We start from the raw sequence: 14,461 nt of genomic DNA, 5'->3' as shown, positions 1-14,461 counted from the left end.
TCCCGACCCCGGAGGATAGATGTGTGAACATGAAGTTTCTTTTCCCCAGACATACGCTTAGAACAAAGCTGGTCGCTACGGCATTGGTCTGTATTTTGGTGCCGATGTTGATCACTTTGTCCGCTTCGGAATGGCTGACCAGAGACCTGCTGCGGAAGAATGCGGAGGACAACGCCTTTCAATCTCTTCAGATTGCCAATGAATCGGTCATAACCATTTTGAACAATATGATTTATGTTGCTAATTTTATCCAGTTTGATCCGGAATTGAACACCTTGCTCCGGGAACAGCTTGATGAGCCGTTTATGATTCAAGATTATGAACAATATTCCAAGCAGATCAAGCTGATGCGGACGCTTGAGACACTCTCCTTCTCGGGGGAGAAGCTGTTTATCAGCATCTTGCTGCCCAATGGAAAGACGTTTAGCAATTACGCCAACCAAAGCTATGAACCCCGGAACATGATCTCGGAGCCTTGGTTTCTTGCCATCCAGGATCAGCTTCCATACGAAGGGGCATGGCTGGGCGTTCATGAAAATTATTGGCAGGATCAATCTGCCTCGCCTTATTTGATTACGGCCGTGCGGCCGCTCAAGCTGACAACCGGAAGCAATTATGCTTATATCTTTGTAAGTATGGATGAACGAAGATTGCATAAAGTTTGGGGAGACGATCGCAGCGGACAAGAAATGATGCTGATCGATCAGAACGGCAAGATATTGTCTCACTTGGATCCTCTGAAGATAGGGACCCAGGGACCGAGCTTCCGCTCCTATTCGGAACAATCGGAGTCCATGCTTGTCCAACTGGGCGACATTGACTTTCTGATGGCCAGGATGGAAACATCCTTCTACGATTGGAATCTGATCAGCCTGACGCCCTATAAGGAAGCAGTGGGGAAAATTACGGGAATTAGCCGGTCCATACTGCTGACGCTGCTTTTGTTCTTCTCTATTTTCTTGATCATACTGATCTTGTTGATTCGTCAATTTACGAAGCCGATTCTCCGTTTGTCGGGCATCGTCAGGAAAATAGACGAGGGTAATTTGGAAATCCGTTCACAAGTTCGCGGTATGGATGAGATCGGCGTTTTAGGCCGGGCGCTCGACAATATGCTGGACCGGATCAAGGAGATGATCCATAAGATCAAATACGAGCAGCAGCTTAAGCGCAAAGCGGAAATTGATATGCTCCAGGCGCAGATCAACCCGCATTTCCTGTTTAATATCCTGAATTCGATCCGAATGCGTATTTTATTGAAGGGTGATCAGGAGAATGCCGGTATTATCGAGTCTTTAAGTACGGTGCTGAGAATGACGATTGACCGGAACAACGCTTTCGTCACATTGCGGGAGGAAGTTGAAATCGTGGGCCACTATTTGCAGCTTATGAATTTTCGCAGAAGGCAGCCCATTCATTTGGTAGCCGATTTAAACCAAGATACATTATTAAGGGAAGTGCCGCGCTTTATTATTCAGCCCCTTATCGAGAACGCTTGTATGCATGGCATTAAACAACATGGCGGTTGCATTACAGTTAAGGCTCAGATCGTTGAAGACGCTTTAATCATCATCGTGGAGGATGATGGAGATGGCATGGAACCGGTGGCGCTTGATCAGCTTAACCGTAAATTGGGCATGAACGGTCCTGGCAACGACCGGAGTGAGAGAAAACTCAACGGAATCGGTTTAACCAATGTGGCGGAAAGAATCCGGATTATCTACGGTGCCGCGTCAGGGATGACGGTGGAAAGCAAGCTTGGGGAAGGTACGAGAATCACTTTAAATATACCTACTAAATCGGAAGAGGAGAATGGCCATGTTTAAGGTGATGCTGGTAGATGATGACCTGCCCGTCTTGGAATATTTCGAGAAAGCCGTGCCCTGGGAATCACTAGGACTTCAATTGGCGGGTGTCTACGACAGCTCGAAGGAAGCGCTCGAAGCCGCCATGATCTCGATGCCTGATATTTTGATCACCGATATTGGAATGCCTGAACTGGACGGGTTGGAATTGGTAAAACAATTAAAGACGAAAGCCGCCCAGCTTAAAGTGCTGATCGTTTCTTGCCACAATGAATTTGCTTATGCCCAGCAAGCTCTCAAGTATAATGTGCATGAGTATCTGCTTAAAGAAACGATACATGCGGACAGCATAAGTGAAGTTCTTAGATCTCTTGTCCAAGAATTGGAAACGCAGAACGCGATCTTTCAGCAGACCGAACGGTTAAAACAATTTGAAAATCAGCATCGTTCCGTGATCAAAAAGAAACTGCTGCGGGACCTGTTATATGCTCCGTTATGGGACGAACAAGACTGGATGCGCCAATGTAGGCAGCAAGGCGTTGTTCTCGGCCACGATTCCATCATCCCGGTGTTATGCCGTGTGGACAGATATTCCGATATCATTCGCGAGCTGCGTCTGACTGATGAAACCTACGAGTTTGCCATCGACAATATTGCGAGTGAATTTTTAATGGATAGTGGGTCGGGTGTTTTTTTGCCGCTGGACAGTACAACAGCCGTTCTGTTCTTTCCGGCATCCTCTTCACTTCATATTAATGATTTCGATAGGGTGAAGGATCAGCTGCGCGGTGTCCAGGCCGCGATAACGCACCATCTGAAATCTTCAACCTCATATCTTATTGGCGGAAAGATTAACCATTCGCAGCTGAGGTCAGGTCTGACCGAAATGCTGGCCGAGCGGAATCGACATTTTTACGATAAAGACGGGATGATCCGGAGTTTTAACAAAGAGCCATATGCCACAGAGGATTTGTTTATTTATTATGCTGAGGCTGAACAAGAATTCAAGAGATACCTGGTAAACGATAATAACGCTGAATTGAAGGAAGTTCTGCAGAAATGGACCGCGTTCATCATCCATAAGCGTTATCATCCATCCACTGTGAAAGAATGGCTGCTAAAGCTCATGTTGGATATTCTTATCAAATTAAGAACACTGAAGCATTATAATTCATCCTACGCGGAAGAAGTCATTCATCAAAAAATCCTGCAGATGGACTCCATCTACCATTTGGAAGACTGGCTGTTGAACTATATGGAGCAAATCACGTTTCCGATGGACCTCAGCTCGGTTCAGAATTCCATCATCGTGAAAGCGCAAAATTATGTAGCCAATCATATGGAGGAGAAAATCTCCATGGAAACCGTTGCTGGCCATCTGCATCTGAATCCCAGTTATTTCAGCCGGATTTATAAACAAGGCACGGGAGAGGGCTTCATCAAGTATGTAACACGAGTGAAAATGAAGGAAGCCTGCAGGCTTCTGGACAACACGAATAAGACCATAGAAGACATATCGGACCAATTGGGGTATGAAAATAAAAGTTATTTCAACAAATGTTTTAAGAATGTACTTCAAATATCGCCTATCGAATATCGCGGGCAAAAATAACACACCGCAATTTAGTTTCTATTGAGAAGGAAGCAGGGGCTTGTTGCGATTACATTAAAATAACTTTAAACTATTCATGTGTGTGCGTTTACAACACGAGAGGAGAGCCGCTCATGAAAAAAGAAACCTTTGTCCAGCCGGATCCGCAAAGCTGGATGGAGAAATTCCATTTCTCCATTCCGATCAAGGTCCGCTACTGTGAGACGGACATGCTCGGACATGTGAATAATGTCAGTTATTTTATGTATTTCGAGCAGGGGCGTATCGAGTATTTTGAGAATCTGGAATTAACCGAGGATTTGTTCAGCGAGAAGACCGTATCCGTCGTTGCGGACCTGGAGTGCCAGTATCTGGCGCAAATTTATTTGAAGGATCCCCTGAAGCTGCATGTTCGAGTGGCTAAAATCGGGCGTTCTTCAATGGATATTCAATACGCCCTTGCGGCGCATGGCCAGCTCAAGGCAGCAGGACGCGGCACGATCGTGCTGATGGATACGAAGAGCGGAAAAAGCACGCCAATCCCTGAGTCCGCGCGCGAAATCATCCGTTCCTTCGAGGGGAATGCTCTGACTGAATCGTAGCGATATAGATATATTGTGTATAGCTCATATATATGGTTCCACAAAAGGCTGCCTGGTGCAGCCTTTTTCCGTTAGCGGAGAAATGCTGAAGCCAGCTAAAGGTCGATTCCGAACATCAAAAGTTAGTTATCCGTAATAATAAAACAGCGCCGTAATTTTAAAAATCTTATCTCTGATTTTTAAAGCTGATCATCGATTTTTGAAAGTTACAGAACCGATGGATTAGGCTAATATAGTGACAGGCATTGGCCTCGGGGTATCTTTAAAAATTAATGATAGCGTTTACAAAAAAGAAATTCTAATGTCAAGGGGGCTTTTTTATGGGTTTTTTGGGGCGATTTCGGAATTACCGGGTGTACCGTAAGCTGCTGCTATCCTATGTACTGCTGATTGTCATTACGATTTCACTGGTCACGACGATTTTGTACTTCCTATTCTCAGCCAAAGCCGTACAAGAAATTGACGACTCTTCTCAAAAAATGCTCTCCCAAGTCAGCTATACCGCCAATGTGGTATTTAAGCAGATCGAAATCATCACCAACCAACTGTTGAATGACAGTCAAGTTACGATGTTTCTATATGCCAATAACGACAAAATCGTTAACTATAATGTGAAACTGCTGCTGTCTAAAGTGCAAAGCGTATATCCGTTTATCTCAAATATAAGCCTATACAATTTTGAAAACGGCAATTATATTGACGCGACAGGCCAGAGCAAGGACCCGAATCTGCCGGCTCCGCAGCATGTTCAATATTTTCAGTTCTATCCCAGGCAGATTGAACAGGTCAATGAACAGATGAATCGACTGCTCACGTTCAAGATCATTCCGCTGCCTTCCTTCACAGGCGATTCGAAGTCTGCGATCGTTCTGGATTTGGAAGAAGCCTACATTCAAAATACGATGCGGAGCATCAGTTCTTCATCTCCTCACACCAGTACTTTCGTCATGGACAATAGAGGGATCGTACTTTCACACTCCAATGCCGCCTATTTCATGAATGATGTTTCCGATGAAGAATATGTCCAGACAATTATAGACGGAACAAGCGACCAAGGCAGCATTGAAAGTACGATTAATAAGAAGAAATATCTGATAACCTATGTAAAATCGTCGACGCTCGATTGGTATTTTGTCAGTGTACGTCCTTATAACGAACTTTTCTCAAATATTTATGAACTCCGGAATTGGACGCTGCTCGTAGCAGTCATCCTTTGCGTCATCGGAGGGGTGATCGCGCTTGTTGTTACAGGCAATTTGTACAACCCGATTAAAGCTTTGGTGGACAAAGTGAGCGAGAGGGGCGTAACGGCAAAAAATGCCTCTCTTTTGCGGCTGGATGAATATAACCTGCTTTCCGAAGTTTTTACGAATACTCTGGCATCGGCCAAAACGTTGGAAAACAATCTGATGCGGTCTACCCAGGCGATGAAGAACAGCTACATGTTCAATTTATTGAAGGGGAATTCAAACGAATCGTACTTCTCGCCTGATATTGAACAGAAATGGCAAAACGAGCTGAAAGGACCGTACCTGCTCGCCATTTTGATCAAAATTGATTCGTTTCAAGCATTTAAACTTAAATACAATGCCATCGACCGGGGACTTGTCAGGTTTGCCGTCAGCAATATCGCCCATGAGTTAGTGAACAAAGTCTATCCTAACGAAATTGCCATGATCGAGGAGGAGGAGACCGCTCTCATCGTCCAGATGCCTCATTCAGAATTCGGGGAAGCGTTATATTTAACCCTTGCGGAAATCCAGGAAACGATTCAAAACTACTATAAAATTTCGGTATCGGTCAGTATTGGAGACCCCTGCACGCATTTTTTGGATATCCGAAACTCGTATCAATCCGCCCAATTGTATATGAAGCAAAGGTTATTCTGGGGGAATGGCTCTATATTGGATGCCACCAAGGCCCGGAGGGAGCAGGAGTTGCCTTCCCGTTATCCGATTTCCAGCGAAAGGAAACTGATCGACGTCATTAAGCTGTGCCAGCCGAAGTCGATTCAAAGGGAAATTGATGACTGGATTGTTCATCTTTCGAACAACAGTTACTCGCAAGCCATTCAATACACGAACTTTCTGTTCCTGGCCATCATACGGGAGTTTGAAACGATGACGGAATGGTGGGGACTCGATCCCAATGAATTATATACAGCCATGAACGATGTTCACGCGGCTGAGACGTTGGAGGAAATTAGAAAGCGCCTAAAGGATTTCTGTTTTCGGATTATGTCCATGATCGAAGAAAATAAGAATAATCTGACTACCGTCAAAATAGCTAAAGTCATCGAAGAGGTGAAGCAGTATCTGCATGCCAAGTACACGGATCCGGGGATTTCCCTTGAATCGGCGTCGGATCATGTTGAATTATCTTCCGGTTACATCGGTAAATTGTTCAAAACCGTAACAGGCTCGTCTTTTAACGATTATGTCACCTCAATCCGAATGGAGAAAGCCAAGGAGTTGCTGCTCGAAACGTCATATACCGTGGCTCAGATCGGGGAGCGGGTGGGCATTTACAATGTTTCCTACTTTTCTACCCTCTTCAAAAAGAAGCACGGCATGACACCGTCCCAATTCAGAGAGCAGCCGCGGGGCGAATAACGTATTGGTTATCGGTTTAGAGCCGTGAGACTCACGATTGGGTTTTGATATAAAAATGCCGGTTTTGAAAAACCCGAAATTCCGTTTTTGTGAAAGGAATTCCCGATAGTCAAGCTACACAACATCAGCAGCCCGGCCGTATGATTGACCCATACAAAAGCTTGGGGGTGCATGAATAGGCAAACAAACATGGTGTTGATGTTCCATTGTCGTCTAGAAGGCTAAACTGCAAATTTAACAAACAAATCCAATCTGAAGGGAAGCGAAGCACATGCATAATCCAAAACAAATTTACGATCACAACGGCAACGAGGTAACCCATGGACGAGTAACGGTAAACGGGGTTCGTCTTCATTATGTTACCGCGGGATCCGGCGAGCCGCTGCTGCTTCTGCACGGCGTACCAAAGACATTATTCTACTGGCACAAGCTCATTCCTCAGCTTTCAAAATATTATACGGTCATTGCTCCTGACGTGCGGGGGTTTGGAGATTCCGGCAAGCCTAAGGGCGGCTACGACATGGACAATATCGGGGAAGATATTGCCCAACTCATGGAGCACCTAGGTCATAAAACGTACAAAGTTCACGGAGAAGACTGGGGCGCTGCCTTTGCATATGCGCTTACGGCTAAATATCCGGAGCGGGTGGAGAAGCTGTCCTGGTGCGAAATGCTGCTGCCGGGGCTTGGTTTGGAGGACTGGTCGGTATTGAAGCCCGAGAATGTATACTCCAACCATTGGCTGTGGCATATCAACTTCTTCCATGTACCTGAGGTTCCTGAGTTTCTGATTTCCGGAAAAGAAAGACAATTTTGGGGTAAATGGATGAGAGACGAGTGTTACGATCCAAGCGGAATCAATGAGGATCTCGTCGATGAAATCGTCCGCTGCTGCTCCAGTCCCGGGGGACTGCGTCCAATCTTTGATGTGTACCGCGCTACCTTCGAGAACATCGATTTCGTCAATGAGAAGATCAAGAATAAGCTGAAAATGCCTGTCTACGCGATCGGAAGCATTCATTTTATCGGTGATGAAGTTCACCGTGAAGCAAATATATTTGCAGAAAACGTAACGACGGAATTCCTTGATTGCGGACACAGCCTGGCCCTGGAGCGCCCGGCCCAATTAGCTGAAATGCTTCGCAAATTCATGGGTTAATCGAAAATCGCCTCCATGGGAAGCCGGTATTCCCGCAGCCTGCGATCGCCGGTTTTCCCGCCAATCATTCAATATTATTAAAGGGGCTAATAAAAGATGAAAAAGAACCTGTTCACAAGCATTACCTGGCTTGTCATTGCCGTTCTCACGATAACGTTGTTGTCCGCATGTACGTCAAGAAACGAAGGTTCTTCCAATTCCAGCGCCGATAGCGCTTCTTCAGGCACAGACGGAGAAGGAAGCGGGACAAAGGTATTGAATCTGCTGTATACAACGAACGAAGCAAACGTAGAGGCGATCAAATCCGTTCTTCCCGACTATGAGCAAAAAACGGGCATTCGAGTCGAGCTGACAAGCGCTCCCTATACGAATCTTCAGCAGAAAGTCTTCCAGGAGCTTGCCAACAAAAGCGCGCACTACGATCTGATGGTCATTGATACGCCATGGATGGCGGATTTGACCGATAAACTGCTGCCGATTACGGAATTCCTGGAGGACCCTGAAGTCGCCGCCACGATTGAACTCGAGGATTTTATTCCGAAGGTGTTCTACGATACGACGGTTTATAATCCGTCCAAACCATGGCTGCACGCATCGGAAATGGATAAAGTTGATTTGCAGGATATTAAAAGCCAGGGCTTTGAGATATATGGCTTGCCGATCCAGTCCAACGTGCTGACGATGCCGTACCGGAAGGATCTGTTCGACAAGCCGGAGAACCGTCAGGCCTTTAAAGAGCAATACGGAAGGGAGCTTGAGCCGCCGGTTACCTGGGATGAGTTTCTCGAGGTCGCCCAATTTTTCACCCGTCCGAACGAACAGCTGTGGGGCACGACGCTCATGCCGGGAGTCGGCGACTGGGGAGCCGACGATCTAAAAACTTTTGTCGCGGCTTGGGGCGGGGACGGCTTGCTCATCAACGACAAGCTGGAACCAACCTACGATACGCCCGAAACCATTGAGGCGCTGACCTACTACAACGATCTGATCAACAAACACCAAGTCGTTCCTCCGGGAACCAGTACGTTCAGCTGGACTGAGGCCGGCACGGCATTCGGTTCGGGCCTAACCGCTATGACCATGAACTATTTTACCCAGACTCTGACCTCCAACGTGGAGGGCGGAATTATCGATTACGCCATGGTGCCGGGCAATATCATTGACGGCCGGTTGGTTCAGGGCCCGCACTTTGGCACATGGAACCTGTCCATCAACAAATTCAGCGGCAACCACAAAGAAGCGTTCGATTTTGTTGCCTGGGTAACCAGCTCGGAAGTTCAGCAGAAGATGCTTCAAAAGCAGCTGCATCCTACGCGCATCTCGGTATACGAAGTAGCGCAGGCTGATCCGGCGCTGACGGAAAGATTCAACAATTTCTACAAAACGCTCGGAGATTCGCTTGCGATCGGCGTCGGCCGCCCAAGAACGAGCAATGCCGAAGAAATCTGGAGAGCGGTAGCGACCGGACTGAACAATATCGTGACCGGTAAAGGAACGATCGAAGAAAATCTGGCAAGTTCCAAGAAGCAGGTTATTACGCTGCTGGAGCAAGCAGGATATAAGCCTGGCCAACAGTAATTTCAGCAGCGCGGGGGCCGGTAAGATTCCATTGCCCAGCCCCCTTCTTCTATTAAATCTCAAACAGGAGTGTTGAATTTGGCAACTCTATCGACAAGGACGCATGATGCTCCAATCGCTCGGAAGAAAAAGAGCAAGATGAACGCTCCGGCTATAATCCTTCTTGCGCCGGCGGTCCTGCTGCTGCTCTCCGTTACCCTTTATCCGTTCTTGTATTTGCTCTACACCAGCTTTTTCTCCCAAAATCTGATGAATCCGTCCGCCAAAGCCTGGATCGGTTTCGGAAACTACGCGGCCTTGTTTAAAGACGCCGATGTGATCCGGGGGTTCACGAATACGCTGGTCTTCGCATTCGGGGCAGTCGGTATCCAGATGATATTGGGTACGCTCATTGCTTTGATTCTGGACAAAGATTTACCTGGAATGAAAGCGATTACAATTATGATGCTGATTCCGATGTCCATTACCCCGATCGTAGGGGCGCTCACGTGGAAATATCTGCTTACGCCTCCGTTCGGCTGGGTCGGCTATTATTTGCAGAAGCTCGGCATCATTGACCAGCCGATTGTTTTTCTCGGCAGCGGCTTTTCCGCCATGATGAGCATGATCGCGCTGGATGTATGGAACTGGACCCCGTTTGTCGCGCTTATTTTACTTGCGGGTCTCAAATCGCGTCCGCATGATCAGCTTGAGGCCGCTTCGATCGACGGCGCGAGGCGGTATCAGGTGTTTATTTACATCACGCTGCCATTCCTGAAGCGGTTCATTCTGATCGCCGTCGTGCTTCGCCTGATCGAAGCCTTTAAGAATTTTACCGGCGTATTCGGGCTGACGAACGGGGGACCGGGCAATTCTACGCTGCTGGCAAGCTTGGTTGTTTACCGGAAAGCGCTGGAATCGTTCCAGATCGGATACGCTGCGGCAATCGCGTTTATATTTCTGATCCTGCTCAGCATCATTACGACGCCGCTCATCGGAAGGCTTCAAAAAGAAATCACAAATGACTAGTCACGGAGGTATTCGCGTGGGCATAAGGCTTCGATATATCGAAAATATATTGGCATACCTGATCATTATCCCATTGCTGCTGCTCTTCCTGTTTCCATTTTTATGGCTGATTATCACGTCGGTCAAAGAGGGGACGGATGCAATAGCGATCCCGCCAATTTGGGATTTTCACCCGACCTTTAACAACTACATCTCCTTGTTCAGAAGCACGGAAGGCAGATCGGCCGATTTCTCGGGAATGCTGGTAAGCAGTGTGATTGTATCCGTTGTAACGACCATACTGGGCCTGATTACAGGCACGATGGGGGCCTATGCCATTGCCAGATATAAATTCAAAGGCAAAGACTTTATCAGCACATGGACGCTCTCGACCTTGATGGTTCCGGCTGCAGTCAGCTTGATTCCCATTTTTCTATTAGTCGGGTCCTTGAATTTAATGGATACCTATATTGCGCTCATCATCCCTTACGTGGCGTTCAATCTGCCGCTTATTATTTGGATGATTAGAGGCTTTATTCTCGATGTTCCGGTAGCAATCGAAGAGGCGGCAATGGTTGACGGCTGCTCGACCTTTCAAATCCTTTGGAAGGTTGTCATTCCTCTCATCCTTCCTGGCATGGCCGCGACTTCGATTTTGGCATTGATCCAATCCTGGAACGAATTTTTGTTCGCCTTAGTACTAACGAGGGATATGGCAAAAACAGCCCCGATCGGGATCGCGGAATTTATCACTATGTACGGTATTCAATGGGGAGAAATGACGGCTGCTTCGATAGTTATTACATCTCCGATCATTATATTTACAATTTTTGTCCGCAAGTATTTGGTTCGCGGCTTAACGTTCGGAGCCGTTAAAGGTTAAACTCACGTTTCTTGCGCGTGCATTCAGGAATCGACTCACAATCCATAGTTGGAGGTATTATTCATGCGTGCTGTAATTTTTCCTGGCAATAAACAAATTGAAATCCGGGATGTTCCGGTTCCATCGCCTAAGCAGGGCGAGGTGCTGGTGCGTTTGAAGGCTTCCGCGATCTGCCGAAGCGATATGAGCTTGTATTACGGGAATCCCGTAGTCGGAGGGGATCATGCGGGAAGCGGCAGCATTATTCCCGGTCATGAGCCGTGCGGCGTCGTTGAAGCGTTGGGCGATGGCGTGCGCAATTTAAAAGTAGGCGACAGAGTAGCGGTGTACCTTGCGATCGGTTGCGGAACGTGCCCGCACTGTCTGGCCGGCTACACGATGTTTTGTAAGGGCTGGAAGTGCGTCGGGTTTGACGTGCATGGAGGAGATGCCGACTTCATGGCGGTACCGGAAGAAAATTGCATGATCATTCCCGATGAAATGAGCTTCGAGGTTGGAGCGGTTATCACGGATGCCATCGGTACGCTCTATCATGCACAGAAGCGTCTGGGCATCTCGGGCAGAGATACGGTTGCGGTATTCGGCATGGGTCCGATGGGCGGCGCAGGTGTGCTGCTGGCCAGAGCGGCGGGGGCAAAGGTGATCGCGATCGATGTGATTGATCACCGACTGGAGCTGGCGAAGGAGCTTGGTGCGGATACCGTATTGAACGGCAAAGAGACTGATGTGGTCGGAACTTTGCTGGAACTGACAGGAGGAGTCGGGATTGACGCATTCATTGATTGCTCGGGTTCGAGCATCTGCCACAATCAGGCGCTCGACGCATTGCGGCCGCATGGTCGAGGAGCGTTTGTCGGAGAATCGCGCGAGTCGACGATAAAGCCGTCCGAGCAGTTCATCCGCAAGCAGATCACTGTGATGGGGTCTTGGTATTTTCCAAAGCAAGAATTCAAAGAAATTACGGAATTCGTCGTCAAGCATAACATACCTGTGGAGAAGTTGATTACACACCGTTTTTCCATCGATGAAGCGGAAACCGCATTCCGGATGTTTGATGAACGCAAGACGGAGAAAGCTGTATTCATCTGGTAAATTGACGATCGGGAGAGGATATCGTTGGGACTGCAGGAACAAAAACCGATACTGACAGCGCACATGGTTATGAAGCTGTTGGAGGCAGGTGTGCATAAGGCAAATGAACTGCAAATCGCAATCAATATTATGGTTATGGATGATGGCGGGAACATGAAGGGGTTTATGCGCATGGATCAGGCTCCGTTGATGGGCGGTGCAATCGCCGGCAAGAAAGCCTATACTGCAGCAGGCTTCGGCATTCCGACTGCAGATTGGTACTCAATTATTAAAGACGATGCCGCGCTTATGTACGGTGTAGCGCAAATCGACCGCATGACAACGCTTGGGGGAGGCTTGCCTATCTACTATGCATCTCAGTTAATCGGCGGAATCGGCGTTTCAGGAGGGACTTCGGAGCAAGATGCCATCTGCGCCCAAGCGGCTCTGAACATTTTAACGCAGTGATAGAGGATGGAGGAATGTTAAATGAAGCACATCTCAGATTGCGCAGTTCTGAATAATGGGGTTAAGATGCCATGGCTCGGACTTGGCGTTTATCAAGCCGCAGAAGGTGACGAGGTGGAGCAGGCTGTAATTGCGGCGATTATGGCCGGCTACCGCAGTGTGGATAATGCCCCGATCTATGGCAATGAAGAAGGGGTTGGCAGGGCGCTCAAGAAGTGCGGCGTTCCCCGCGAGCAGCTGTTCATTACGACGAAGGTATGGAATTCCGATCAAGGTTATCATTCAACGATGGCCGCATTCGATGAGAGCCGCAAAAAGCTCGGCCTGGATGTCATCGATCTCTATTTGATCCATTGGGCGGTTAAAGGCATGTATAAGGAGACATGGAGGGCGCTTGAGAAGCTTTACAGGGACGGTAAAGTCCGGGCAATCGGCGTCAGCAACTTTCAGATTCATCATTTGCAGGATTTGATGGCCGATAGCGAGATTATCCCTGCAGTCAATCAGGTGGAATTCCATCCGTGCTTGACCCAAACGGAACTGCATCAATTTTGTAAAGATAACAACATCCAGATGGAGGCCTGGAGTCCGCTGATGCAGGGCAAGCTGCTTGTTCATCCGCTCTTGATGGAGCTAAGCGGCATATACGGCAAATCGCCGGCCCAGATTATTTTGCGTTGGGATTTGCAAAAAGGAGTGGTAGCGATCCCGAAATCCGTTACGAAGCAGCGGATCGAATCGAATGCCAATATCTTTGATTTTGAATTATCGGTACAGGATATCGCCAGGCTGGATGCCTTGAACCGGAACGAGCGGGTCGGTGCCGATCCTGACAATTTTAATTTCTAAGGAGTTATTCAGATGAAGCTATCATTTAATACCTGGGTATACAGCTGCTTCCCGTCCTGGCTGCCATCGTATCCATTGGAGGAAGTAATTAACCGGTTGTCTGCGATGGGGTATGACGGTATCGAAATTGGATGCGCCAGCCCGCATGCCTGGCCTGATCATGTGTCTGCCGAGCGGCGGAAGGAGATTCTGAGGTTTCTTAAAAAAGCCGATTTAAGCGTAGCGGCGATGCTGCCCGCGCCGGGAGGCGGACCCGGCAACAATCCGAGCGCTCCCTCCGTGGAGGAGCGCAGGTTCACGGTGAACCATTATAAGGAGGTTATTCGGCTGGCCCATGACTGGGAATGCCCGACCGTGATCTGGATTGCGGGCTGGGCCGTATTCGGGACCTCGCAGCAGGACGCCTGGAATTATAGCCTTGAGGGCCTGCAGGAGTGTGCAACATACGCCGGACAGCTCGGCGTCAATTTGGTAGTCGAGCCGACACCGGCAGACAGCAATTTGATCGAAACGGCTGATGATGCTCTAATGCTGGCCGAAGCGAGCGGACAATCAAATGTGAAGGTCATGTTCGATACCTACCATGCGTTGTACAGAAATGAAGTGCCAAGCGACTACGTATATAAGATGCGGGACAAGTTGCATCACGTCCATATTTCAGATCATGACCGTCTTCCGCCCGGTCAGGGCTCGGGGAATTTTGATGCGGTGCTGAAGGCATTAATGGAGTTCGATTATAAGGGTTATCTCTCGATGGAAGTAGGCTTTCATACCCGCCAAGCAGATCCGGATTGGTATGCTGCAACCTCTCTCTCTTATTTGAAGAGCAAGCTGTCCGAAATCTCCAGGCCATGAA

Annotated in this window: 12 protein-coding genes; all 12 read left to right on the top strand. The window is 48.0% G+C overall.

The annotated features are described in order from the left end of the window. Positions 1-29: 29 nt before the first annotated feature. Positions 30-1,826: a cache domain-containing sensor histidine kinase gene (locus IEW11_RS09010; protein WP_229725111.1), complete on the top strand. Its 1,797-nt coding sequence runs from the start codon at positions 30-32 to the stop codon at positions 1,824-1,826. Continuing rightward, positions 1,819-3,417: a response regulator transcription factor gene (locus IEW11_RS09005; RefSeq protein WP_188530734.1), complete on the top strand. Its 1,599-nt coding sequence runs from the start codon at positions 1,819-1,821 to the stop codon at positions 3,415-3,417. Before IEW11_RS09010 ends, IEW11_RS09005 begins: the two co-directional genes overlap by 8 nt. Positions 3,418-3,530: 113 nt before the next feature. After that, a complete protein-coding gene (locus IEW11_RS09000; protein WP_188530733.1) occupies positions 3,531-3,998 on the top strand; it encodes an acyl-CoA thioesterase in 468 nt (155 codons plus the stop codon). Positions 3,999-4,318: 320 nt separating this feature from the next. Beyond that, positions 4,319-6,610 carry an AraC family transcriptional regulator gene (locus tag IEW11_RS08995; protein WP_188530732.1) on the top strand — a complete coding sequence of 764 codons (2,292 nt, stop codon included), beginning with the start codon at positions 4,319-4,321 and terminating at the stop codon, positions 6,608-6,610. 271 nt (positions 6,611-6,881) lie between these two features. Next, positions 6,882-7,769 carry an alpha/beta fold hydrolase gene (locus tag IEW11_RS08990; RefSeq protein WP_188530731.1) on the top strand — a complete coding sequence of 296 codons (888 nt, stop codon included), beginning with the start codon at positions 6,882-6,884 and terminating at the stop codon, positions 7,767-7,769. 96 nt (positions 7,770-7,865) lie between these two features. Beyond that, positions 7,866-9,347 carry an ABC transporter substrate-binding protein gene (locus tag IEW11_RS08985; RefSeq protein WP_188530730.1) on the top strand — a complete coding sequence of 494 codons (1,482 nt, stop codon included), beginning with the start codon at positions 7,866-7,868 and terminating at the stop codon, positions 9,345-9,347. A gap of 78 nt (positions 9,348-9,425) precedes the next feature. Then, on the top strand, positions 9,426-10,355 hold the full coding sequence (locus IEW11_RS08980) for a carbohydrate ABC transporter permease (protein ID WP_188530729.1): 930 nt from the start codon (positions 9,426-9,428) through the stop codon (positions 10,353-10,355). 16 nt (positions 10,356-10,371) lie between these two features. Further along, positions 10,372-11,217, top strand: coding sequence for a carbohydrate ABC transporter permease (locus IEW11_RS08975; RefSeq protein ID WP_188530728.1), 846 nt, complete (start codon positions 10,372-10,374; stop codon positions 11,215-11,217). A gap of 63 nt (positions 11,218-11,280) precedes the next feature. Next, complete coding sequence (locus IEW11_RS08970; RefSeq protein ID WP_188530727.1) at positions 11,281-12,309, top strand: zinc-dependent alcohol dehydrogenase family protein; 1,029 nt, start codon at positions 11,281-11,283, stop codon at positions 12,307-12,309. A 24-nt stretch (positions 12,310-12,333) separates the two neighbouring features. Beyond that, a complete protein-coding gene (locus IEW11_RS08965; protein ID WP_229725077.1) occupies positions 12,334-12,756 on the top strand; it encodes a GlcG/HbpS family heme-binding protein in 423 nt (140 codons plus the stop codon). A 21-nt stretch (positions 12,757-12,777) separates the two neighbouring features. Beyond that, positions 12,778-13,605: an aldo/keto reductase gene (locus tag IEW11_RS08960; RefSeq protein WP_188530726.1), complete on the top strand. Its 828-nt coding sequence runs from the start codon at positions 12,778-12,780 to the stop codon at positions 13,603-13,605. 12 nt (positions 13,606-13,617) lie between these two features. After that, a complete protein-coding gene (locus IEW11_RS08955) occupies positions 13,618-14,460 on the top strand; it encodes a sugar phosphate isomerase/epimerase family protein (RefSeq protein ID WP_188530725.1) in 843 nt (280 codons plus the stop codon). Position 14,461: the final 1 nt, after the last annotated feature.

Origin of the sequence: Paenibacillus abyssi (genome assembly GCF_014640295.1) — a bacterium.
In the GTDB taxonomy this organism is placed as follows: domain Bacteria; phylum Bacillota; class Bacilli; order Paenibacillales; family Paenibacillaceae; genus Paenibacillus_D; species Paenibacillus_D abyssi.
This window is presented reverse-complemented; position numbering and strand designations above follow the sequence as displayed.